Genomic DNA, 23,335 nt, shown 5'->3' with positions numbered 1-23,335 from the left:
TAGTACAGCGGACATGCCAGTCGCGGTCTGCTAACGTCTGTCCTAGTACAGATGGGGAGGTGGAGGGGCCGTGACCGTGGAGCCGCCGTACCGGCGCATCGTCGCCGACATCCGCCGGCAGATCGCCGAGGGCCGGCTCGCGCCCGGCGACCGCGTGCCGTCGACCCGGCAGATCGCCCGGCAGTGGGGCGTGGCGCTCGCCACCGCCACCAGGGCGCTGACCACGCTGAGGCAGGAGGGGGTGGTCAGCGCCCTCCCCCGCGTCGGCACGGTCGTGGCCCCCCACGCCGGCGAGGACTCCCCGCCCGGCCCGGCCGCGGCGCGCGGCTCCGGCGGGGACGGGGCCGAGGGTGCCCACCAGGGACACGAAAACGCCCTGATCGAAGCCGGTCCGGCCCATGACCGCACCCTTCGCGAAGCCGGTCCGGAGCATGACCGCAACCGCACCCTTCGCGCGGCCCGTCCAGGGCATGACCGCATCCCCCGCGGGGGGCGGTCGTCCCCCGCGCCCGGACAGGCCGGGCACCGTGAGCCGGAGCTGACGCGCGAGCGCGTCGTGCGGGCGGCGATCGAGATCGCCGACGCGGAAGGGCTGGACGCGCTGTCCATGCGGGGCGTCGCCGCCCGGCTCGGCGTTGCCACCATGTCGATCTACCGTCACGTCCCCGGCAAGGACGAGCTCACGCTCCTGATGGCCGACGCGGCCTTCGGCGAGCACTCCTACCCGCCCGAGCGCCCGGCGGGATGGCGGGCCCGGCTGGAGGAGAGCGGCCGCGCCCTGTGGGGCCTGCACCGCCGCCACCCCTGGCTGGCCCAGCTCAGCCCGCTCACCAGGCCGCTGCCGCTGCCCAACCTGCTCACCCACGGCGAGCACATGCTCGGCGCGCTCGAAGAGCACGGCCTGACCGCCTCCACCATGCTGGACCTGCAGGTGCTGCTCTACGGGTACGTCCAGGGCCTGGCCGTGCACCTGGAGCGGGAGGCCCACGCCCTGGCCGCCACCGGGCTGTCGGAGGACGAGTGGATGGATCTGCACGGCCCCGCCATGGGGTCCATCGCCGCCGGCGGGGGGCATCCGGCCTTCGCCAGGCTCATGGCCGCCTTCGCTGAGGGCGGCTACGACCTCGACCTCGACGCGATCTTCGAGCTCGGGCTGCGCATGCTGCTCGACGGGCTGGCCGTCTTCCTCGGGCGGGCGCCGGGCGCCGATGCCGGCACGCGGGACGCGGAGGCCGCGGGCTCGAACGCGCCGGACGCGAGGGCCTCGCGTTAGAGCACGCGGGGTGGGGCCGGCGGGTCGGAATGCGCGGGAGGCGCACCGGGGCTGCGTGCTAGCTGGTGTGGGACCAGACGAGAACGCTCTCGCGCGGCTCGTCGGCGGGCCGGTGCTGACAATCGCACCAGGAGCCGCCCCGGCAGTCGTCGTGCCGGTGATCTTTGCACTCTTCGCAGATCACCTGCCCCATTCTCCTCCTGTTCCTCCCAGAACAACACTCGGTTACGCTGACGCCAGCACATGCGAAGCGGAGGTGCCCGTGGCCGTCTCCATGCCCGAGCTGCTGGCCGATCTCCGGGCGGAGGGCGCGGAGCTCACGGCCATGATCCGGACACTGGACCCGGCGGGCTGGGAGCTGCCGACCCCCGCCGAGGGTTGGGCGGTCCGCGACCAGATCAGCCACCTCGCGTGGTTCGACGACGCGGCGACCACGGCCGCCACCGATCCCGAGTGCTTCCGCGCCGCGCTGCCGGCCCTGACGGCCCGCGGGGACACCGCGGTGGACGAGATCGCCGTCGCGGCACGCAGCCTGTCGCCCGGCCAGGTGCTCGCCTGGTTCCGTGCGGCGCGCGCCCGCAGCCTCGACGCCTTCGGGAAGCTCGACGCCAAGGAGCGGCTGCCGTGGTACGGGCCCGACATGTCCGCCGCGTCCTTCGTCACCGCCCGGCTGATGGAGACCTGGGCGCACGGCCAGGACGTGGCCGACGCGCTCGGCATCGCGCGGGTGCCGACGGCCCGGCTGCGGCACGTGGCCGCCCTCGGCGTGCGCGCGATGCCGTACGGCTTCACCGTCCGCGGCCTCGCGCCGCCGCGGGACCCGGTGCGGGTGGAGCTGACCCTGCCGGACGGCACGCCGTGGACCAGCGGTCCCGAGGATGCGGCCGACCTGGTGCGCGGCCCGGTGCTGGACTTCTGCCTGCTGGTCACCCAGCGCTGCGACCTGGCCGACACCTCACTGGAGGTGCGCGGCGACACGGCCGGGGCCTGGACGGCGGTCGCCCAGGCGTTCGCCGGCCCGCCCGGCGACGGCCGCCCGCCCGGCCGGGCGCGGGCCCTCGCGTGACCGCGCCCGACGGGGACCTCGCATGACGGGGGACCCTCGCATGACCGGGGCCGAGGGGGACCCTCGCGTGACCGGGATCGATGGGGGCCCCGCGTGACCGCGGCCGGCACCCCTTCTGGGGTGGGCGGCAACCCCTACCTGGGGACGGAGACCCCAGCCAAAAGGGGCACCATATCCCAAAGTGTGGACCCGATATTGGACATCGCCCACACGCCGGGTATCGTTTGGGACATGCCAGCGGACCCGCTTCTCGTCGTGCGACGTCACGTCGATTTCCTGCGTGTCCGCAGTGCCATCTGTTGTGACGCTTGTTGACCGTCGCCCCCTGTTGACTCTCGCCAGCTCGGGCCCGTGACAGGCGTCCTTTTTCATGCGCTCACGTCTCAGATCATGAGACGTCAGGCGGCCTGCTCACGAGCGTCCGTGCGATCCGACGACCATTCTCGGCAAAGGACGCCCCATGACCAGCCCGCCCCGGCCTGCCAGCCGCCACCACAAGCGCCCGCGTGGTGAAGGTCAATGGGCTCTCGGTTACCGCGAGCCGCTCAACAAGAACGAGGAGAACAAGAAGAACGACGACGGGCTGAACGTCCGTCAGCGGATCATCGACGTCTACTCCAAGCAGGGCTTCGACTCCATCGACCCCGCCGACCTGCGCGGCCGGTTCCGCTGGTTCGGCCTCTACACCCAGCGCAAGCCGGGCATCGACGGCGGCAAGACGGCGATCCTCGAACCCGAGGAGCTCGACGACCGCTACTTCATGCTCCGCGTCCGCATCGACGGCGGCCAGCTGAGCCTCGAGCAGCTCCGCACGATCGCCGACATCGCCAACACCTACGCCAGGGGCACGGCCGACGTCACCGACCGGCAGAACATCCAGCTCCACTGGATCGAGGTCGAGGCGGTCCCGGCGATCTGGGAGGCCCTGGAGGCCGTCGGGTTGTCGACCACCGAGGCCTGCGGCGACACCCCGCGCGTCATGCTCGGCTGCCCGCTGGCCGGCATCGACGCCGACGAGGTGATCGACGCGACGCCGCAGATCGACGACACCGTCGCCCGCTACATCGGCGACAAGGCGTTCTCGAACCTGCCCCGCAAGTTCAAGTCGGCGATGAGCGGCTGCCCGGCCCACTGCACGGTGCACGAGATCAACGACATCGCCTTCGTGGGCGTCGTCAACGAGCAGGGCGAAAGGGGCTTCGACCTGTGGGTGGGCGGCGGCCTGTCCACCAACCCGATGCTCGCCAAGCGCCTTGGCACCTTCGTCCGCCCCGAGCAGGTCCACGAGGTGTGGGCCGGGGTGATCGGCATCTTCCGCGACTACGGCTACCGCCGGCTCCGTCACCGCGCCCGCATCAAGTTCCTGGTCAACGACTGGGGAGTCGAGCGGTTCCGCGAGGTGCTGGAGAAGGAGTACCTCGGCTACCCGCTGCCGGACGGGCCCGCCCCCGAGACGCCGCGCGGCGGCCGGCGCGACCACGTGGGCGTGCACCCGCAGAAGGACGGCAACTTCTACGTCGGCTTCGCGCCCAAGGTGGGACGGCTGGACGGCGACAAGCTGCACCTGATCGCCGACATCGCCGAGCGGTACGGCTCGGCCCGCGTCCGCACCACCGTCGAGCAGAAGATGGTCATCCTGGACATCGCGCCGGACAAGGTCGAGGGCATCGTGGCCGACCTGGAGGCCGCGGACCTGCAGGTCAACCCGAGCACCTTCCGCCGCCAGACGATGGCCTGCACCGGCATCGAGTTCTGCAAGCTGGCCATCGTGGAGACCAAGGGGCTGGCCTCGGACCTCATCGACGAGCTCGAGCGCCGCCTGCCCGATTTCGGGGAGCCGCTCACGATCAACGTCAACGGCTGCCCGAACTCCTGCGCCCGCATCCAGACGGCCGACATCGGCTTGAAGGGCCAGCTCGTCGTCGACGCCGGCGGCAACCAGGTGGAGGGCTTCCAGATCCACCTCGGCGGGTCGCTCGGCGTCAAGCCCGGGTTCGGGCGCAAGGTCCGAGGACTCAAGGCGACCGCGGACGAGCTGCCGGACTACATCGAGCGCGTCCTGAAGAACTACCAGAGCCAGCGGGACGACGAGGAGACCTTCGCCGACTGGGTCCAGCGCGCCGAGGAGGCGGACCTCACGTGAGGGCCCCCGGCGCCCCCGCCGCGGGTGAGGGGAGGCACGCGTGAGCGAGCGCGCGGTCCCCTTCCACTGCCCGTACTGCGGCGAGGAGGACCTCGAACCCTATGAGGGCGACGGCGGCTGGTACTGCCGCTCGTGCGCCCGCGCCTTCAAGCTGAGGTTCCTCGGCATCGGCGTGCGTTCATGAACGGCGGTGAGTCCTGGGCGCCCCCGCGCCCGGCGGCCGCACACACTGAAGATCGAGGAGTAGTGAGCGAGTCATGACACTGGTGGAGATCGAAGCCGTACTGGAACGACAGCGCGGCGTGCTCGACCTGCGTGGCATCGTCGAGTCCGCCGCCCAGTTCCTCGAGGACGCCCCCGCCCGCGAGATCATCCGCTGGGCCGCGGCCACCTTCGGCGACCGGCTGTGCCTCACCTCCTCCATGAGCGACGCCCTGCTGATCGACCTGGTGAGCCGGGTGAAGCCCGGGGTCGACGTGCTGTTCATCGACACCGGGTACCACTTCGCCGAGACCATCGGCACCCGTGACGCCGTCCAGCAGGTGTACGACGTCAACGTGATCAACGTCAAGCCGTCCCGCACGGTCGAGGAGCAGGACCGCGACCTCGGCCCGCGCCTGCACGGCCGCAACCCCGACCTGTGCTGCTACCTGCGCAAGGTCGAGCCGCTGAACCGCGCGCTCGAGCCCTACCTCGCGTGGATCTCCGGCATCCGCCGCGACGAGTCGCCCAGCCGGACGGGCACCAAGGTCGTGGAGTGGGACGCCAAGCGCCAGATGGTCAAGGTCAACCCGATCGCCCGCTGGACGCAGGACGACGTCGACAACTACATGTCCGACAACGGCGTGCTGATCAACCCGCTGCACTACGACGGCTACCCGTCGATCGGCTGCGGCCCCTGCACCCGCCGCGTCGCCCCCGGCGAGGACCCCCGCAGCGGCCGCTGGGCCGGCCTCGGCAAGACCGAGTGCGGCATCCACCTCTGACAGACCGCCCGTCCACCTCTGACCGACCGCTCGTCCACCTTCCGACAGACCGCCCATCCGACGCGCGGGCCCGCCACGACCCGCGACCGACCGCACACGAGGCCCGGTTCTGAACACCGTTCCCGGCCCCTTCCGGATCCAGGTCCGGCACGGGCTGCCGATCGTCCTCCAAGGGCGTGTCCCGCCGCTGGTGGCGGTGGCGCACGGGTCACGCGACCCGCGCGCCACCGCCACGGTGGAGGCGCTGCTGGAGCGTGTGCGCCTTGCCCGCCCCGGCCTGGCCGTCCACGCCGCCTACCTGGACCACGCGCGGCCGTCCCTGCCCGAGGTGCTGGCCTCTCTGGACGAGGCCGTCGTCCTCCCCCTGCTGCTCACCGACGCCTACCACACCCGCGTCGACATCCCCGCGGCACTCCGAGAGATCGTCGTGACCCGGCCGGGGATCCGCGTCGGCCAAGGAGCGGCGCTCGGCCCGCATCCGCTGCTCATCGCGGCCCTGGAGCGGCGGCTGACCGAGGTCGGGGTAGAGATCGGCTCCCCGGACACCGCCGTGGTGCTGGTCTCCGCGGGCTCCAGCGACCCACGGGCCAACGCCGTGATCGCCCAAGTGGCCCGTGAATGGGCCCGCTACCGCGATTGGCACTCGGTCACCCCCGCTTACGCCTCAGCCTCCTCCCCCACGCCCGAGGACGCAGTGCGTGAGCTCCTGAACGGCCAGGGGCTACCGTCCGGCTTACGTCGAGCGGCGAGCCGCGTCGTGGTGGCCCCCTACCTGCTCGCCCCCGGCCATTTCGCGGACAAGGTGCGCAGGACCACCCTGCGAGCGGGTGCCCACACGGTGGCCGACCCGCTGGGGGCCGCCCCGGAACTGCTCACCATCCTCCTCGAACGCTACGCGCATGCTGTGATGCGAACCTTCCAGGCCAGAACTTCCACATCAGCAGGCATCTGACGGCGTCCCCGCCGTACTTCACCGCTCGTGGATCAGACAGTCATCCAGGCGGAAGGGCCTATCCTTGATCTCTGCGAGAATCGGCTTCCAGCCATCCCATTCAGGATTCGCGTGACGGCCCAGCACGATGGCCGCGACCCTTGCGGCGCCCGCCGCCTTCAACGCATACGACACCGACTGGACGCGGGACCCGGTGGTCCAGGTGTCGTCGAGCAGAAGTACATGAGCGCCTTTGACGTCCTCACCCGGGACCTTGAACCAGTCCTTACGGAATTGCCGCACGTCAGGTGAGATGCCTGGGTTGACCGTCAAATCAACCCATGGCAGCCCCACCCGATCACCAAGCAGCGCCCTCAGCGGATGCTCACCCGACCGGCCTTTTGTGCTCGGCACGACGGCCACATGACTCCACTGGGTGACGCGCGCGGCCTCCGCTACGCACCCCATGTGATCCACCATGAAGTACAACAGCAGGTTGAGTAGATTGGTCTGAATCTCCGGCGACGGAACAGCCGCTTTGTAGGCCGCCAGGCCATAAGCGTGCTGAGTTCGCTTGACGGCGTAGGAGATGGGAACCACGATGTCGGCGACCCACGACTGACCGAACCTTAAGTGCTGGTCACACATGTAGCAGCGGCTCCAGCCGGGGTTGGCGGGACCGCAGCACACGTAGCAGACTTGAGGCGTGGGCCTGAGCGGATTGCGGAGATAGTGAGCTTGCTGAGCAACGCGAGCGCGAACGGCTGCCCAGGGATCAACTGCTCCAGGCAAGGTGCGGGGCCTCCGGAAGCGTGTCAGGGCCGGTATGCAGATTCGAGATCAATTGCTCCACGATCGAGAGTAGCTCGCTGAGACTGGACACCACGTGCACGCCGGGCTTTTCCGCGTACTTTCGCGCCCAATCGTGCTCCAGAAGCTGATCGGGCATTACGACAGGCCGGCCGTGCTCGAGCGCCAGTCGAGCCTGGATCCGTGCTCCGCTCTTCCAAGGTGCTTCCACGACCACTGTGGCCGCCGCGTAACCGCTCATCACGGCATTGCGCATCGGGAAACTTTGCTTGCTCGGCGGCGAGTCAGGCCAGAACTGGCTGATCACCGCACCTTCACGCGTGATCTGTTCCTGCAAGGGGCGATTCTCGCTCGGATAGAAACGGTTGATGCCCGTTCCGATGACGGCCACAGTACGACCGCGCGCCTTGAGTGCGGCCGTGTGCGCGGCAGTGTCGATGCCTTTGGCAAGGCCACTGACGACCGTCACATCGTTCAGAGCCAACTCAGTCGCCACCGCGGAGGCGACCCGCAAACCCTGCTCACTCGCCTTGCGAGTGCCCACCACCGCGATCGCTCGCCGATCGTGGGTGAGAGCGCCCCGGGAGAATAGCAACGGTGGTACCTGATGGATGCTGCGGAGCTGGCTCGGATAATCAGGATCGAAGCAGGCATGAACCCCGATGCCGGACGCTTCCCATGCGTGCAGCAACTCAGCCGCGTCGGCGATGCAAGACACGACGGGATCGGTCTCGGGGAACAGCGCGTCCTGCAGTCTGAGCTTGGATTCGAGCACCGCCACCGCGCTGCCGGTCTCCAGCACCTCAAGCGCGATGTCCTGCCACTTGGCCCCGGGCCGCCGCAACAACGCCACGAGAGCGGCACGTTCACGCTGTTCCGGAACCATGTCTCCGATGCTACCGGTCAACCGGAACACGCACCCAGAGCATCGCCCCATGATTTTCCGGACATATGTTCGAAGTGAGGCCATCCGGATTTGCCGCGATCTCCGGCAGAGTAGTCGTGCCGGAGAAGGAACTTCCTGGCCGCCGCGTCTTCTGCCGGGACGTACAGAATCCACCGGCGCCTCTGCGCTGGAAGGGTTCTACGACACCAGCGCGACACCCCGGCTGGTCATCGCATACCTGCTGCCTGTTCCAGGGTTTCCAGGACGGTGCCGGTGAGCAGGGCGATTTTGTAGGCGTTCTGGCTCGTGGGGGTGCACCGGGCGGCGGCGCGGGCGGCCGCCTGTTCCAGGGGTTCTCCGGCCAGCAGGGCGTGCTCGACCTCGGTGAGGCGCAGGGGGACGCGCGCGACGCCGCCCACCGCCACCCGGGCGAACCTCACCCGGCCGTCGTCCACCACGAGCCGCGCCGCGGCCTCGGCCAGCGGCCATTCGGCGTGCGCGCGGGCGGTCGCCCGGTGGTAGGCGGCGCGCTCCCCCGCGCGCGGCGGCGGCAGCACGACGGCGGCGAGGATGGCGCCCGGCGGGAGCAGATGGTCCCGCGTGGGGTCGGCGCCGTCCCCGTACAGCTCGCCCACGGGGAACGGGGCCTCGCCGTGCACCTCCACCGACGCCTCGCAGGCGAGCAGCGCCACGGCCAGGGACGAGGGATGCGGGGCGAGGCACGGACCGGTTCGCACGACCGCGGCGCGCAGGGTGAGCCCGTCCTGGGCCGGGCAGTCGTGGCCGCCGTCCTGGAAGCAGGAGAACGCCGGGCTGCGGAAGTACGGGCACCGGTTGCGCTGCAGCAGGTTGCCGCCGAGCGTGGCCACCGCGCGGATCTCGGGCGTCGCCACGGCCGCCGCGGTCAGCGCCAGGCAGGGGTGGGCGGAGGCGAGACGCGGGTCGGCGGCCAGATCGGCGATCGTGGTCAGCGCGCCGACGCGCACCGTGCCGTCCTCCCGCCAGACGACGCCGGACAGTTCCGGCCGGCCGTGCAGGTCGATGTGCGGTCCGGCGGCGGGGCGGGACATCAGGTCGGTGCCGCCCGCGCGGGGTTCCCCGCCGCGCCGCGCGGCCTCGCCGATGCCGGTGAGCGAGGTGTTCATCGGGCGGTGATCCCTTCGAGGAGCCGGTCGGGGCGGATGGGCAGGTCGCGGGGGCGCCAGCCGGTGGCGTTGTGGACGGCGTTGCCCACCGAGGCGGCCACGCCGATGGTGGAGACCTCGCCGATGCCGACGCCCCGCCCGTTGACGTGGTCCCACCCCTCCTGGTGGAAGTGCACCTCGATCTCGGGGCAGTCGCCGATGCCCGGCAGGTGGTAGTCGTCCAGGCCGGTGGTGAGCACCACGCCGGTCGCCGGGTCGACGTGGCGCTCCTCGTACAGGGCGTAGCCGACGCCCTGGACGACGCCGCCTTCGCACTGGCTGCGCGCCAGGCGATCGGCGTAGATGTGCCCGGCCGCGATGCCGGCCCACACCCGCAGCGGCCGGACCACGCCGAGGCGGGTGTCCACCTCGACCTCGGTGACGTGGACGGCGCCGCTGAGCCCGCGACCGAGCGCCATGCCGGCGACGGCGAACGGGGTGAGGTAGCCGCGCCGGTCGCCGCGGCGCCCGCCGACCACGCGGGCTCCCTCGGTCAGGCCGAACTCGCGGAGCCGCCGGGCGGCGTCGCGCGCCGCGGGTCCGACGGAGGCCGTGCCGCGGCTGCTCATGGCGCCCGGCCCGTGCACGGTCCCGGTCCGGCCGATCTCGACGCGCACCGCCCCGGCGGGCAGGCCGAGCTCCTCGGCCACCACGGCCGCGATGACGCCGCGGACGCCGGTCCCGATGTCCTGGGTGGCGGTGCGGGCCACGACCAGGCCGTCCTCGACCCGCAGTTCCACCTCGGTTCCCGGGTCCACGACGTAGATCCAGTTGGCGGCGGCCACGCCGACGCCGCGGCGGAAACGCCCCGACCCGGCGCCGGTGGCCGGCCGTCCGGTCCACAGGGGCAGCGCCGCCGCCCGGTCGTACAGCGCCCGCCGCTTGGGGTTGCCGTCCCAGCGGCGGCGCAGGGCGATCGGGTCCTCGCCGCGGCGGTGCGCGGCCTCGTCCACCACCTGCTCCAGCGCCCACAGCAGGGGCGGCGCCCCGGGGCCGCGGAACGGCGCGCCGGGCGGCTCGTTGGTGACCACGTCGTAGTCGCGCAGCCGCCGCGGCGCCTTCCCGTACATCAGCCGGGCCTGCAGGGCCACGGCCGAGCCGACGGCCACGCCGCCGCGGCCGTACACGTCCACGGTCAGGGCCGCCAGGTCGCCGGCGTCGTCGGTGAGCAGGGCGATCTCGGTGCGGGTGCCGGGGCGGTTGCCTGCGTCGGCGAGCTCCTCGTCGCGGCCGAGCACCACGCGCACCGGCGCGCCGCAGGCCCGCGCGAGCTCGGCGGCCGCGACGGTCTCGACGGTCACGCCGACCTTGGCGCCGAACCCGCCGCCGACGTGCTCGGCGACGACGTGGACCCGGCCGGCGGGCAGCCCCCACCGCTTGGCGGCCTGTTCGGCGACGACGCCGACGGCCTGGGTGGAGACGTGCAGGTGCAGGTCGCCCGAGTCGTCCCAGCGGGCCACGCAGGCGTGCGGCTCCAGCGGGGTGTGCGCCTGGACGGCCGTGGTGAACCCGCCGGTGACCAGCCGGGGGTCGGCGGCGGCGCGCGCGGCCTCCACGCGCCGGGCGGCGGCGCGGCCCCGCCTGCTCAGCAGGCCGACGGGGCCGCGCACGTTGCCCTGCCAGCCGGCGGGCGGGGACATGCCCTCGCTGTGGCTGGGAGCGCGCTTCCGCGCGGCCTGGTCCTCGTAGACGGGCGGCGCGGCGGGATCGTCGTCCAGGGCGGCCGGGAGGAGGTCGTAGCCGATCGCCGCGCGTGCGGCGATCGCCAGCGCCTCGGCGCGGGTGGCCGCGGCGACCGCGGCGATCGGCTGCCCCGCGTAGCGGACGGTGCGGTCGGCGGGCAGCAGGTCCACCACGTGGGCGGCCGGCAAATCGACCGAGGTGACGCGGGCGTGCGCCCGGGCCGAGCGGACGATCACGCCTTCCAGCAGGCCGGGCGGCCGCACGTCGGTGGTGTACCGGGCCCGGCCGGTGACCTTGTCCATCGCCTCCACCCGGGCCGGCGGGGCGGTGGCGGCGCCGTCGTGCTCACCCCGGCAGGCCGCCGCGATCGCCGCGTGGATGCCCTCGTAGGCGCCGCACCGGCACAGGTGCCCCGCCATGGCGGCGGCGACGCGCGCGCGAGGCGGGGCGGTGTCGCCGTTGCGGGCCCGCCAGTCGTCGACGAAGGCGGCGGCCTGGACCACCAGGCCGGGAGTGCAGTAGCCGCACTGCAGGCCGTCGTGCGCGGCGAACGCCCGCTGGACCGGGTGGTCCAGGCCCTCGACGGTGGTGACCTCGCGCTCGGCCACGGCGGAGGTGGGCAGCAGGCAGCTCACGTGCGGGTCGCCGTCCACCATGATCGTGCACGCGCCGCAGACCCCGGTGCGGCAGGCCGCCTTGGCGCCGGTGAGGCCGAGCCCGTCGCGCAGGACGTCCACCATCGCCTCGTCGCCCCCGGCGTCCACCTCGATCGGCTCTCCGTTGACCACGATCTTCACGCGCGGGCTCCCGTCCGAGATGACCGACATCGTCCGTCGCAGTCTCCGGCAGCCGGGTTGACGTTGGCAATATCACGCGGACATCGTCGGCCTCCTCCGCCTCTGCCGACCGTTCGTCATTCCCCTTCGATCGCTCCGGGCTTGCAAAGTGATATCACTTTGCTATGGTTGTGCCATAAGCACAGACCCCCCGGAGGAAACCATGGTCAAGGCGGGAACGGTGGAAGAGGTCGCGGTGGAGATGCCGGCGGCGCACGTGAGCGAGCGGCGGCCGCTCGAGGTCTCGGGCTGGCCCGTGCTCGGGCTGTGTCTGCTGCTCGCCGCGGCGGGCGTGGCGGTGCTGGTGACCCAGGGCGAGCAGGGCTCGGGCGGCGTGATCGGCGCGGGGGTGGCCCTCCTGGTGGTCGCCGTCCTGCTGCTCACCGGCCTGATGGCGATCGCGCCCGGCCAGGCCAGGGTGGTGCAGCTTCTCGGCCGCTACCTCGGCACGGTGCGGGCCGACGGCCTGCGGTGGGTCGTTCCCTTCACCCAGCGGCGCGCGGTCTCGACGCGCATCCGCAACCACGAGACCGACGTGGCCAAGGTCAACGACGCCGACGGCAACCCGATCGAGATGGCCGCGGTCGTGGTGTGGCAGGTGGAGGACACCGCCAAGGCCGTGTTCGAGGTGGACGACTTCGTGGAGTTCGTGGCCATCCAGACCGAGACGGCCGTCCGGCACATCGCCGGCAACTACCCCTACGACTCCCACGACGACGGCCAGCTCTCGCTGCGCGACAACGCCGACGAGATCACCGGCAAGCTCTCGGCCGAGATCGCCGCCCGCGTCTCCTCGGCCGGGGTCAGGGTCATCGAGTCGCGCATCACCCGCCTGTCCTACGCCCCCGAGATCGCCCAGGCCATGCTGCGCCGCCAGCAGGCGGGCGCGATCGTCGCCGCCCGGCGGCAGATCGTGGAGGGCGCGGTCGGCATGGTGGAGGCCGCGCTGCACCGCCTGGACGCCGCCGACGTCGTCGACCTGGACGACGAGCGCAAGGCCACCATGGTCAGCAACCTGCTGGTCGTGCTGTGCGGCGACAAGGACGTGCAGCCGGTCGTGAACACCGGCTCCCTGTACCAGTGAACGAACGCAAGAAGATCCTCCTGCGGCTCGACCCCGCGGTCCACGACGCCATCACCCGCTGGGCCGGGGATGAGCTGCGCAGCACCAACGCCCAGATCGAGTTCCTGCTGCGGCGGGCGCTCGCCGGAGCGGGGCGGCTCCCCGGCGACGTGGGCGGCATGCCCAAACGGGGCCGACCCCCGAAGGACCCCGTCGACTCGACGCCGACCGGCGCCGCAGATCAGACCGGCGGGACCGCCCCGGACGCCGGAACCGCCGAACCCGGCTCCGAGTGACCTGAGACGCCACGCGGCCGCGCGGCCCCCTCGCCGGGGCCGCGCCGGCCGGACCCCTCGCACGACACGACCGAGAGGAGCGACCGGTGGACCTGCCCGGCTCCCTGCCCCAACGGCTGTACCTGCTGGCCTACGACATCGAGCGCGGGCGGCCGACCGCTCGCTGGAAGCTCGGCTACCTGATGCGCGCCGGGATCCTGGCCGAGCTGCTGCTGCGCGGCTGCCTGGACGACGCGACCGGCGGCCCGGTCGCCTCCCGGCCCGCCGTCCCGGACGACGCCGTGCTCGACGCCGCCCTCCAGCAGATCACCGCGTCCCGGCGGCGCACCTGGCAGCACTGGGTGAACAAGGGCTCGCACCGCGCCGTCCGCCAGGTGCGCGACCAGTTGGAGGCCGGCGGCTGGATCCGCGTGCGGCGCACCCGCCTGCTCGGCGTCATCCCGCTGGCCAAGGTGACGGTCCGCGACACCCGGGTGGTGCGGCGGCTGACCTCGACGGTCTCTTCGGCCATGCGCGGCGGGCAACCCCTGTCACGGGTCGAGCCCCGCGACGCCGCGCTCACCGCCCTGGCGTCGGTGATCAGGCTCAGAACCGTCATGCCGTGGCGGCAGTGGCGGGCCGTGCGCGAACGCGGCGAGGCACTCGGCGTCGTCGTGGCCCCGGTGCCCCGGGCCCTGCACAAGGCCATCCAGGCCGCCCAGGCCGCGGCCGCCGGTTCCTGACCCGGCGCTCCCCGGCGACCGGGCCGGGCTCTCGCGCGAAGCTCGGCTCGACCGGACCGGGACCACAAGCTCGGCGCGCCCCTGCGAGGCCGGCGAGTCGGCCCGGCGGAAGCGGTGGTCAGCCGTACGGGGGCGGCGGCGGGGGCGGAGGGAAGGGGCCGCCGCGGCGGCCGTCACGGCGGGAGTCGCGGCGGGCCTGGCGCAGGCCGTCGCGGACCTCGCGCATCGCCTCGTGGTGGGCGCGCCGCACCTCCTCGTGGGCCCGGTGCAGCTCATGGCGCTGCTCGCGCATCCCGAGCAGGTGGTCGCGGCGTCCGGCGTGCATCTCGCCGCGCCTTTCCTGCCACCACTCGCTCCAGGCGAACCATGCTCGCTGGATCGGCTTGGCCTGGGAGTCTCCGATGACCCTGACGTCGCCCATCACGGCGTACGCCCGGACGCGCACCACGGGGACGTGCTGCCCCGGCGGGGCCTCCAGGACGTCCACCCGCTTGTCGCGCATGACCGCGATGCCGGTGAGGTCCACGTCCACGCCGTCGGGCACGATGATCTTGATATCGCCCATCACCGCCGTGGCGACGATGTCGACCTCGTTGGAGCGCACCTCGGCCTCGCGCAGGTCGATCGTCACATCGCCCATCACGGCGACCGCGCCGATCTCCTGGTCGACGCGCCACTTGCCGCGCCGCTTGGTGTCGCCCATGACGGCGACGTACCACCGCCGGGCCCTGCCCGTACGCGGGGACGGGGGCGGGGACGACGGGTAGGCGGCGGCCTGCGGCACGCCATCCGGCAGGTCGGCGGTGATCTGGGCCAGTTCGGCGTGGGTGGCGGCCAGGTAGGCGGCCTCGGTGCGCTCGGTCAGCTCGGAGAGCGTCAGGCGTCCTTCGACGGAGGCCTCTCTGAGCCGTTCGACGACGGCCTCGCGCTCGGCGTCCGAGGCGCGCATACCACCCGGATCATTCATGGCTCGAATCTAGCGCGGCATCACGCCATGTCACGATCCTCCGTAAGGAGGATCTCGCCGCGCGCCTCCACCCGCCGGACGACCGGCGGACCGGCGGGAACCGGCGCGAGGCGAGCGCGCGTCAGGGTCCGGAGAGGGCGGGGGCGGCGTGCAGGACGTCGCGGACCAGGCCTGCGTCCCCCTCCACCTGCGCGGGGAACTCGGCCGGGGCGCCGCGTCCGCCGAGCAGGAAACAGAAGGCCATGGCCTCGCAGGTGATCGCGGCCTGGACGGGCGAGCCGTCGTCGGGCACGGCCGGGCGGGCCACGTCGAGCGGAACGTGCCACGCGCCGCCCCCCGGACCGGTCAGCGTGAGGCGGATCGCGCGGTCGCCGCCCTGCATGCCCGACAGCAGCATCGTCCACGGCACCAGCCTGGCGCAGAAGTCGGCCGTCGGGTGGATGTGCCCGTCCAGCGGCAGGGGAAGAGGGCGGCCCAGCACCGCCGCGGTGTCGTCGGTGTGGATCCAGGTCTCCAGCATGCGGGCGAGCAGATGGTCGGAGACGGGGAAGCCGATGCCGCCCGGCGCGATGACCGTGGCCGGGTCCATCGAGGCGGCGTGCGCGCAGATCGCCTCGGCCTGGAGGCGCCAGTCGGCCCGGGTGCGCTCAGGGTCCTGCCCGGCCGCGAACGCGATCATGTCGGCCGTGCGGGCCAGGACCTCCGGGGAGGCGACCGCCGGGCCCGCGACCGGCGCGCCGATGGCGTCGGCGACCAGGCTGTCGGTGGCGGCCAGGTGGGCGATGAGCTGCTGCAGCGTCCAGCCTTCGACGATGCGCGCCGACCAGTCGGCGGGCGTCGCCGAGGCGAGCAGGGCGTCCATGGCGGCGACCCGCGCGGCGTACGGCGCGGCGACCCCCGTGGTGGCGGCGGGGCGGCGCGCCGACCGGGCGGCCGTCATCAGCCGGGAGAGCGCGCCGCCCGGGGCATCGGCGGCGGCCTCGACCAGCGCGTCCAGGCTCAGCCGGGTCACCGGGTCGGAGGCGACGGGCACGCCGTACGCGCCGAACTCGCCGCCCGGCGCGGGCTCGTGGCCGTCGGCGGCCACGCCGTGGAAGGCGGGCACCGGCGGGCCGTGGCGGGTGGAGGAGGTCGCGGACGTGGACGACGTGGAGGGGGACGTGGGGGACGTGGGGGACGTGGGGGACGTGGAGGGGCCGGAGGGGTCGCCGGACGGGCCGGAGTGGTGGTCCACCGTCACACCTCCTTCTCGGCGAGCTCGTCGGCGAGCCTGCGCAGGCCCAGCCGGATGCGGGACTTGACGGTGCCCTCGGGCAGCCCCAGCTCGGCGGCCGCCTGACGATAGGTACGGCCACGGTAGTACGCGAGTTCGATCGCCTCCCGGACCTCGCCGGGGAGCCGGCTGACGGCCAGCCGCACGCGGGCGGCCTCGTCGGCGGCCAGGACCCAGTCTTCCAGCGGGCTCGGCTCGGGATCGGTCAGGCGGGGACCGAGCGCCGAGACGCGGTGGCGTTCCTCGGTGCGGACGTGGTCGACGGCCCGCCGGTGGGCGATGGTGGCGAGCCACCCGCGCAGCGACCCCCGGTCGGGGTCGAACGCCAGCGGGCGCTCCCAGAAGGTGACGAAGACCTCCTGCACGATGTCCTCGGCGACGACCCGGTCGCGCGTGACCCGCAGCGCGAGCCCCAGCACCAGCGGATACAGCCGGTCGTGCACCTCGCTCAGCGCGCTCTCGTCCCCGCCGACGACGCGCTGGTGCAACAGCCGGTCGTCGGTCGTTCCAGGGGCCTCCACCGGTCCCACCCTTCCTTGGTCAGCGACCCGAGCATCCCACTGTTCCGGGGAAATGTTGAGATGGATGCCTGAGCGCGCATGCAAGAGGCGTTCGGCACCGGACCGCACCGCACCGCCACGCACCGACACCGCCCGGAGGCTCTCTTGACGCACGACGTCACCAACCAGGTCCCCCCGCTCACCGGCCACGACGTGTCCGCCGACCCCGGCATGGTGGAGGGCGTGCGGCGGGAGGGCGCCGACTGGGCCCTCGGGGAGCTGCGCACCCTGGGAACGCTCGCCGGGTCGGCCAGGGCCCAGGAATGGGGGCGGCTGGCCAACGAGTACCCGCCGGTGCTGCGCACCCACGACCGGTACGGCAACCGCGTCGACGAGGTGGAGTTCCATCCGGCCTGGCACGAGCTGATGGCCGTGGCCGTCGAGCACGGCCTGCACGCCACGCCGTGGGCCTCGCCCCGGCCGGGCGCCCACGTGGCGCGCGCGGCCAAGTTCTACGTGTGGTCGCAGGTGGAGGCGGGCCACGGCTGCCCGATCTCGATGACCTACGCCAGCGTGGCGGCGCTTCGGCACACCCCGGCCCTGGCGGCGGAGTGGGAGCCCCTGCTGACCTCCCGCGGCTACGACTTCGGGCTGCGCCCGGCCGCCGCGAAGCGCGGGGTGCTGGCCGGGATGGCGATGACCGAGAAGCAGGGCGGCTCCGACGTGCGCGCCAACACCACCCGCGCCGAGCCGCTGGGCGACGGCACGTACGCGATCACCGGCCACAAGTGGTTCAACTCGGCGCCGATGTGCGACGTCTTCCTGGTGCTCGCGCAGGCCCCCGGCGGGCTGTCGTGCTTCCTGCTCCCCCGGGTGCTGCCGGACGGCTCGCGCAACGCGATGCGGATCATGCGCCTGAAGGACAAGCTGGGCAACAGGTCCAACGCCTCGGCCGAGGTCGAGTACGAGGGGGCGGTGGCCCGCCTGGTCGGCGAGGAGGGCCGCGGCGTGCGCACGATCATCGAGATGGTCAACATGACGCGCCTGGACTGCGTCATCGGCTCGGCCGCCGGCATGCGGTACGGGGTGACGCAGGCCGTCCACCACGCCACCCACCGCAGGGCGTTCGGCGAGGCGCTCGCCGATCAGCCGTTGATGCGCAACGTGCTGGCCGACCTGGTCCTTGAGTCGGAGGCGGCGACCGCGGTCATGCTGCGCCTGGCCGGTGCGACCGACCGGGCGATCCGCGGCGACACCGGCGAGGGGGCGTTGCGCCGCACGGCCCTGGCGGCGGCCAAGTACTGGGTGTGCAAGCGGGCTCCGGCGCACGCGGCGGAGTCGCTGGAGTGCCTGGGCGGCAACGGGTACGTCGAGGAGTCGCAGATGCCGCGGTTGTTCCGCGAGTCCCCGCTCAACGGCATCTGGGAGGGCTCGGGCAACGTGGCCGCCCTGGACGTGCTCAGGTCGATGGCGAAGGATCCGGACAACCTGGACGCCTTCTTCGGCGAGGTCGACCTGGCGAAGGGCGCCGACTCCCGCCTGGACGCGGCCGTGCGCGAGGCGAAGGACTCCCTGGCCGACCCCGCCGCCCTCGAACACCGCGGCCGCCGGATCGTCGAGCGCGTGGCCCTGGTCTTCCAGGCGTCCCTGCTGGTCAGGCACAGCCCGCCGGCCGTCGCCGACGCCTTCTGCGCCTCCCGCCTGAGCCCTGATCGCAGTCTCGCGTACGGCGGCCTGCCGCCCGGCGCGGACCTCGACGCGATCATCGGACGGGCCGGGGTGAGGTTCGCCTGAGAAGTACGGGTGGTCAGGAGGGGGTCGTTCGCGGAGGGAGCCGCGCGGGCCCGGGATCGGCGCTCATCGGCCGGCCACCGGGTAGCGGCTGAGGATCTCGGCTCGCCGCGTCACCGACGGCCGGTGGAAGTAGAGCAGCTCGCCCGGGGTGTCCATACACTGGACCGGGCCGGACAGCTCGGCGCCGCGGGTCTCGTCGATGATCAGAAGATCGCTCGTCGCACCGCGGGCCGCCAACTCCGCCATCGCGGCGTCGACCGTGTCCTCCTCGACCACCATGAGCCGGTAGGTGCGGGGCACCGGCGGCCGGCCATCGAGGGCCCGCGCGGCGACCTCGAAGCAGCGCATCGCCTCCACCCAGCCGATCCGCCCGCCGGCGGGGTTCATGGCGAGGCCGACGATCGACTGGATCGCCACTTCGGGCGCTTGGTGCTTGGCCGTCATGTAGGCGAGATTGCGGACCCAGTCGTCGTACATTCCGGCGTCTATCCCCCGGCGCCGCTGGTGGTACGCCACGGCCGAGGCGCTGAAAGCGAAGGCCAGTCCCGCCTGCCGCAGCCGATATCCAAGGTCGGTGTCCTCGAGTCCCCAGCCGAGAAATGCCTCGTCGAAACCGCCGATGCGGCGCAGGTGCTCGACGCGCACCGAGGCGTTGCAGGAGAACAGGAGATGCCAGCAGATGGCGAGCCGGTTCATGTTGCCCGAGAATTCGGCCAGCACCTTCTCGCGCGGATCACCCCAGGCGACGGCGGGCATGGCGTCGAAGGCGAATTCGCGGCTGAGGCGCTCCTCGTCGAAGTCCCCGTCTCCGAGGTCCGGGCGAGCGCCGATCACGACGAGGTCATTCCTGAGCCGGTGGTAACGGACGTGTTCGGCGAGGAAGGTCGGCCCGACCACCGTATCGGCGTCGACCATGACGACGAGCTCGCCGGTGGCCTTGGCGATGGCCGCGTTACGGGCGGCGGCCCGGCTCGACCGTTCGGTGCGCGGAAGGTAGAGGTAGGTCAGATCGTCATGGCCGGACAGCTCGGCGACCATCTCGCCGGTGCCGTCGGTGGAGCCGTCGTCGGCGACGACGAGCTCGAAGGAGTCCTCCGGATCGAGCACGCTGTGCGCGAGCGTGTATAACAACAGGCGCAACTTGCTCCGCGCGTTGAAGGCTGGAATGACGACGCTGACCTTCACGGAACCTCCGGTGAATGGGCGGCAGAGGACGACCGACACGGTCACGTCGAACGCCGTCGCGACCAGAATTATCAACCGTCCGCAAGTTCAGTGCAACGATTGTGGGAGCGGTATCCCTCGTCCTGAAGCCGGCCGACCGATGCCAATACGCTGCGCAAAGCCCATTGTCGGCACAATCCCGTGGCAGACCGCTCACGGACGGTAGCGCCGGGCGGCCCGCCGTCCCACTTCACGACAATCTCCACTACATATGCGGCGCATTATGGCTATTTCTTCTCGTGGGGTGCGAATCGACGTTGAGAACAGGAAGACCTCCGGGTGTGGTGGATACGACATCTCCACCACGCCCGGAGGTCTTCCGAGCCGCGGCTACCTCAGGCCGCCGACCGACAGGCCGCCGCGCCAGTGCCGCTGGAGGGTGAAGAAGGCGATGATGAGGGGGACCACCGACACCAGGGCGCCCATGATGATGAGGCTCCACAGGGAGGTGCCGCCCGAGTTGTTCGCCGAGGCGATCCCCTGCCAGACGCCGAGGCCGACGGTGACCGGGAACAGGCGGTTGTCGGAGAGCATGGCGAGGGGCAGGAAGTAGTTGTTCCAGGACGCCACGGCGGACAGCAGCAGCACGGTCACCACCGCCGGCCGCATCAGCGGGAAGGCGACCCGGAAGAACGTCCGCATCTCCCCCGCGCCGTCGACCCGAGCCGCGTCGAGGATCTCGTCGGGGACGGCGTCGCGCGCGTACACGTGCATCAGGTAGACGCCGAACGGGTTGAGAAGCGACGGCAGGATCACCGCCCAGATCGTGTTGGTCAGGCCGAGCCCGGAGAACATGATGAAGGTGGGGATCACCAGCGCCGTTCCGGGCACCATCAACGCGCCGAGCAGCACCGAGAAGGTGAAGCGCCGGCCGGCGAACCGGTATTTGGCGAACCCGTAGCCGGCCATGACGGCGAGGATGGTGGCCCCGATCCCGCCCGCCAGCGCGTACAGCGTGGAGTTGAGTATCCACCTGCCGTAGATGCCGCCGTCGTAGGTGAACAGGCGCTCGAGGTTGCCGAAGTAGTCGACGTTGTCGGTGAACCACAGCGTGTTGCCGCCGCTGAACAGGCCGGGGGCGTCCTTGGAGCTGTTGACGATGACCCACCAGAACGGGACGAGGAAGTACACGACCAGGAAGCCGAGGAGCACCTGCAGGGGAAGGTGGCGTTGCGGCCTTCGGCGTCCGGCGGCGCGGGAGAGGGTGGTCATCAGAGGAAGCTCCTCCGCTTGCGGGTGAAGAACAGGAAGGCGTAGACGCAGACGAACACGATGCCGCCGAGGGCGAAGGAGATCGCCGATCCGTAGTTGAAGTTGGCGAGCTTGAACGCCTGCGCGTACGCGTACATGTTGGGGGTGAAGTCCGGTGTGATCGTGCCGGCCGCGAGGTAGCGCAGGATCTGCGGCTCGTTGAAGAACTGCAGGGTGCCGATGAGCGAGAAGACCAGGATGAGGAAGATCGCGGGGGCGATCAGCGGGATCTTGATCCGCAGCGCGGTCTGCCATCTGCCGGCGCCGTCCATGCGGGCGGCCTCGTAGAGCGTCGGGTCGATGCCCTGGAGCGCCGCGTACAGGATGATCATGTAGTAGCCGGCCCACTGCCAGGTGACGACGTTGATCAGGGCGTAGAAGATCAGATTCTTGCTGAAGAAGTCGGGCGCGGTGCCGCCGAACAACCCGAAGATGTCGGTGAGCGGCCCGAAGCTCTTGCTGTACAGAAAGCCCCACATGACGGCGCCGATGACCGTGGGGATCGCGTACGGCAGGAAGATCATCAGCCGGGAGAACCGGGTGAACAACGTCGTCACGGCGTCAAGGATGAGCGCCATGGCGAGCGCGATGACGATCTGCAGCGGGATGGCCACCAGCGAGAAGCGGATGACGAACCACGCCCCGGACAGGAAACTCGGGTCGGTGAACGCCTTGGCGTAGTTGTCGAACAGGACGAAGCTGGTGCCGCCGATCAGCTTCTTCTGGAACAGGCTGAGGTACAGCGCGTAGGCGAGCGGCGCGATGAGCAACGCCAGGAAGACGATCGCGAACGGCCCGACGAAGAGCCACCCCATGAGATGCTCGCGCAGGCGCACCTTGCCGTGGATCTTGGATGTCTTGTCTTCAGTGCGCGGTGCGCTCTCCTCGATCAGGAGGGTCATCTTGGGCTCCGGGAATGTCGACGCTGGGAGATCGTGGGCGGGCCGGCCGGCCGAGAGGACGGCACGGCCCGCCCGTGGTGTCACTGGACGGTGAATCCTTGTTCCTTGGCGTACGCCGCCACGTCCTCCTGCAGCCGGTCGGCGGCCTGCGCGCCGGTGGCCGAGCCTTCGATCATCGCGCTGACCTGCTTGGTCATGGCGTCGAAGTAGTACTGGCCGAACGGGCTGTAGGTGACGCCCTTGTAGGCGTCCGCCGCGGGGACGTAGACCTCCTTGTTCGCCTGCTGGCCGTTGAAGAAGCCCACCTTGGCGTCCACGAACTCGGGGGACTTCAGCGCCTTGAGGTTCAGCGGGAAGATGACCTGGTTGGTCCAGCCGTCCTTGAGCGAGTCGTCGTCGGCGTACAGGCCGTAGGCCACCTTCGCCGCGAGTTCGGGGTTCTTCGCCTGGCTGGTCACCGAGAAGGCCGACCCGCCCCAGTTCACCTGCACCGGGTTGGCCGGGTCCCACTGCGGGAGCGGCGCCACCGCGAACTTGCCGGTGTCCTTGCCCTTGCCGACGCCGGCGCCGGTGAGGTAGCCGGGCGCCCAGGCCGCCGAGATGTAGGTGGCGTACTTGCCGTTGATCACACCTGAGATGTACTCGGGAGTGAACTGGTCCTGGGTCCCGACCAGGCCCTTCTTCGCCAGGCCTCCCCAGTAGTCGAACACGTCCTTGGACGCCTGGTCGTTGAGTTTGACCCCGATCGACTTCGGCTGCGCCGGGTCGTAGGTGAACGGAGCGGCGCCCTTCTGGATCTGCAGCGCCATCAGCAGCGCCGGCACGTTGGCGCCGAGGTCGCCGAAGTTCGGACCCCCCGCGTCCTTCACCTTCTGCGCGGCCTTCTCGTACTCGTCCCAGGTCTTCGGCGGCGTGATCTTGTACTTGTCGAAGACGTCCTTGCGGTAGATCATCGCCAGCGGGCCGCCGTCGACCGGCACGCCGTAGACGGCCTCACCGACCGAGACGTCCTTCCAGGCGCCCTCGCTGTAGTTGGCCTTGACCGCGTCGAAGCCGTACTTCCTGATGTCGACGAGCGCGTTCTGGATTTGGAAGGTCGGGATGCGGTCCATCTCGACCATGATCACGTCGGGCGCGCCGGTGCCCGCGGAGATGGCCGTCTGGAACTTCTGGTACTCGTCGCCGCCCTGGCCGACGTTGGTCCAGCAGACCTGCACCTCGTTGTTCTGCTTGTTGAAGTTGTCGACGATGAGCTGCGTGTTGGGGTACCAGCCCCACATCGTCACGACCGGCAGATCCTTCTTGGTGATCGTGTTGGTGCAGCTGCTCGCGTTGTTTCCGCCCGGATTGGCCGTGCTCTTGCCCTGGTCGGGGGAGCAGGCCGCGAGCGCGCCCGCGGCGGCGAGCAGGGCCGCCGCGGTTATGAGGGACTTTCTCTTCATTGGATGTTCTCCCTTTGGGGGGGTCGTGGCGCACAAGGTCCATGCGCCACCGCTGAGGCCGGATGATCGGCGGAACCGGGCACGGGTGACACACCCCGTGCCC

General features: G+C 71.5%; 21 protein-coding genes. 10 read left to right on the top strand and 11 right to left on the bottom strand.

Annotated features, from left to right (window positions below; genetic code table 11):
- Positions 1 to 70: 70 nt before the first annotated feature.
- The 6 genes from ABZT47_RS11175 (at position 71) to ABZT47_RS11150 (ending at position 6,420) form a co-directional block, all read left to right on the top strand.
- Entirely contained in the window at positions 71 to 1,273 is a 1,203-nt protein-coding gene (locus ABZT47_RS11175; protein ID WP_354838968.1) for a GntR family transcriptional regulator, read from the top strand.
- A gap of 262 nt (positions 1,274 to 1,535) precedes the next feature.
- Entirely contained in the window at positions 1,536 to 2,339 is an 804-nt protein-coding gene (locus tag ABZT47_RS11170) for a TIGR03084 family metal-binding protein (RefSeq protein WP_354838965.1), read from the top strand.
- 460 nt (positions 2,340 to 2,799) lie between these two features.
- Positions 2,800 to 4,482: a nitrite/sulfite reductase gene (locus ABZT47_RS11165; RefSeq protein ID WP_354838962.1), complete on the top strand. Its 1,683-nt coding sequence runs from the start codon at positions 2,800 to 2,802 to the stop codon at positions 4,480 to 4,482.
- A 40-nt stretch (positions 4,483 to 4,522) separates the two neighbouring features.
- Positions 4,523 to 4,666 carry an Insertion element protein gene (locus tag ABZT47_RS11160; protein WP_354838959.1) on the top strand — a complete coding sequence of 48 codons (144 nt, stop codon included), beginning with the start codon at positions 4,523 to 4,525 and terminating at the stop codon, positions 4,664 to 4,666.
- A 73-nt stretch (positions 4,667 to 4,739) separates the two neighbouring features.
- Positions 4,740 to 5,468: a phosphoadenylyl-sulfate reductase gene (locus ABZT47_RS11155; RefSeq protein WP_354838956.1), complete on the top strand. Its 729-nt coding sequence runs from the start codon at positions 4,740 to 4,742 to the stop codon at positions 5,466 to 5,468.
- A gap of 190 nt (positions 5,469 to 5,658) precedes the next feature.
- Entirely contained in the window at positions 5,659 to 6,420 is a 762-nt protein-coding gene (locus ABZT47_RS11150) for a sirohydrochlorin chelatase (protein WP_354838953.1), read from the top strand.
- Positions 6,421 to 6,438: 18 nt separating this feature from the next.
- On the opposite strand, the gene ABZT47_RS11145 is transcribed toward ABZT47_RS11150, so the two are convergent.
- From ABZT47_RS11145 to ABZT47_RS11130, 4 genes are all read right to left on the bottom strand, one after another.
- Entirely contained in the window at positions 6,439 to 7,047 is a 609-nt protein-coding gene (locus ABZT47_RS11145; protein WP_354838950.1) for a phosphoribosyltransferase, read from the bottom strand.
- Between the two features lie 127 nt (positions 7,048 to 7,174).
- Positions 7,175 to 8,095 carry a DNA-processing protein DprA gene (locus ABZT47_RS11140; RefSeq protein WP_354838947.1) on the bottom strand — a complete coding sequence of 307 codons (921 nt, stop codon included), beginning with the start codon at positions 8,093 to 8,095 and terminating at the stop codon, positions 7,175 to 7,177.
- A gap of 227 nt (positions 8,096 to 8,322) precedes the next feature.
- Complete coding sequence (locus ABZT47_RS11135) at positions 8,323 to 9,240, bottom strand: FAD binding domain-containing protein (protein ID WP_354838944.1); 918 nt, start codon at positions 9,238 to 9,240, stop codon at positions 8,323 to 8,325.
- Entirely contained in the window at positions 9,237 to 11,750 is a 2,514-nt protein-coding gene (locus ABZT47_RS11130) for a molybdopterin cofactor-binding domain-containing protein (RefSeq protein WP_354839712.1), read from the bottom strand. The genes ABZT47_RS11135 and ABZT47_RS11130 overlap by 4 nt, the downstream gene beginning before the upstream one ends.
- 250 nt (positions 11,751 to 12,000) lie before the next feature.
- Here ABZT47_RS11130 and ABZT47_RS11125 point away from each other — a divergent pair, with 250 nt between their 5' ends.
- The 3 genes from ABZT47_RS11125 to ABZT47_RS11115 all read left to right on the top strand — a co-directional run bounded on the left by ABZT47_RS11125 (position 12,001) and on the right by ABZT47_RS11115 (position 13,879).
- Complete coding sequence (locus ABZT47_RS11125; RefSeq protein WP_354839709.1) at positions 12,001 to 12,882, top strand: SPFH domain-containing protein; 882 nt, start codon at positions 12,001 to 12,003, stop codon at positions 12,880 to 12,882.
- Positions 12,879 to 13,157 (top strand): hypothetical protein, encoded by a 279-nt coding sequence (locus ABZT47_RS11120; RefSeq protein ID WP_354838941.1) that lies wholly within the window; start codon positions 12,879 to 12,881, stop codon positions 13,155 to 13,157. Before ABZT47_RS11125 ends, ABZT47_RS11120 begins: the two co-directional genes overlap by 4 nt.
- 86 nt (positions 13,158 to 13,243) lie before the next feature.
- Positions 13,244 to 13,879: a GPP34 family phosphoprotein gene (locus ABZT47_RS11115; protein ID WP_354838938.1), complete on the top strand. Its 636-nt coding sequence runs from the start codon at positions 13,244 to 13,246 to the stop codon at positions 13,877 to 13,879.
- Positions 13,880 to 13,997: 118 nt separating this feature from the next.
- Here the strand turns inward: ABZT47_RS11115 and ABZT47_RS11110 are convergent, their stop codons facing one another.
- The 3 genes from ABZT47_RS11110 to ABZT47_RS11100 all read right to left on the bottom strand — a co-directional run bounded on the left by ABZT47_RS11110 (position 13,998) and on the right by ABZT47_RS11100 (position 16,640).
- Complete coding sequence (locus ABZT47_RS11110; RefSeq protein ID WP_354838935.1) at positions 13,998 to 14,846, bottom strand: DUF1707 domain-containing protein; 849 nt, start codon at positions 14,844 to 14,846, stop codon at positions 13,998 to 14,000.
- A 121-nt stretch (positions 14,847 to 14,967) separates the two neighbouring features.
- Positions 14,968 to 16,080: a maleylpyruvate isomerase family mycothiol-dependent enzyme gene (locus ABZT47_RS11105; RefSeq protein ID WP_354838932.1), complete on the bottom strand. Its 1,113-nt coding sequence runs from the start codon at positions 16,078 to 16,080 to the stop codon at positions 14,968 to 14,970.
- A 2-nt stretch (positions 16,081 to 16,082) separates the two neighbouring features.
- The gene (locus tag ABZT47_RS11100; RefSeq protein WP_354838929.1) at positions 16,083 to 16,640 is read right to left on the bottom strand and encodes a sigma-70 family RNA polymerase sigma factor; all 558 of its coding nucleotides are present in this window, start codon (positions 16,638 to 16,640) and stop codon (positions 16,083 to 16,085) included.
- A gap of 144 nt (positions 16,641 to 16,784) precedes the next feature.
- On the opposite strand from ABZT47_RS11100, the gene ABZT47_RS11095 reads away from it, so the two are divergent.
- Entirely contained in the window at positions 16,785 to 18,413 is a 1,629-nt protein-coding gene (locus ABZT47_RS11095; RefSeq protein WP_354838926.1) for an isovaleryl-CoA dehydrogenase, read from the top strand.
- Between the two features lie 63 nt (positions 18,414 to 18,476).
- Here ABZT47_RS11095 and ABZT47_RS11090 read toward each other — a convergent pair whose 3' ends face one another.
- The 4 genes from ABZT47_RS11090 to ABZT47_RS11075 all read right to left on the bottom strand — a co-directional run bounded on the left by ABZT47_RS11090 (position 18,477) and on the right by ABZT47_RS11075 (position 23,232).
- Positions 18,477 to 19,598, bottom strand: coding sequence for a glycosyltransferase (locus tag ABZT47_RS11090; protein ID WP_354838923.1), 1,122 nt, complete (start codon positions 19,596 to 19,598; stop codon positions 18,477 to 18,479).
- A 369-nt stretch (positions 19,599 to 19,967) separates the two neighbouring features.
- Positions 19,968 to 20,849 (bottom strand): carbohydrate ABC transporter permease, encoded by an 882-nt coding sequence (locus ABZT47_RS11085; protein ID WP_354838920.1) that lies wholly within the window; start codon positions 20,847 to 20,849, stop codon positions 19,968 to 19,970.
- Positions 20,849 to 21,790, bottom strand: coding sequence for a sugar ABC transporter permease (locus tag ABZT47_RS11080; protein WP_354838917.1), 942 nt, complete (start codon positions 21,788 to 21,790; stop codon positions 20,849 to 20,851). Before ABZT47_RS11080 ends, ABZT47_RS11085 begins: the two co-directional genes overlap by 1 nt.
- An 80-nt stretch (positions 21,791 to 21,870) precedes the next feature.
- Positions 21,871 to 23,232 (bottom strand): extracellular solute-binding protein, encoded by a 1,362-nt coding sequence (locus tag ABZT47_RS11075; RefSeq protein ID WP_354838914.1) that lies wholly within the window; start codon positions 23,230 to 23,232, stop codon positions 21,871 to 21,873.
- Positions 23,233 to 23,335 lie beyond the last annotated feature (103 nt).

The sequence above is a fragment of the Sphaerisporangium sp. NPDC005289 genome (genome assembly GCF_040607455.1).
Classification (GTDB): Bacteria; Actinomycetota; Actinomycetes; order Streptosporangiales; family Streptosporangiaceae; genus Sphaerisporangium; species Sphaerisporangium rhizosphaerae.
This window is presented reverse-complemented; position numbering and strand designations above follow the sequence as displayed.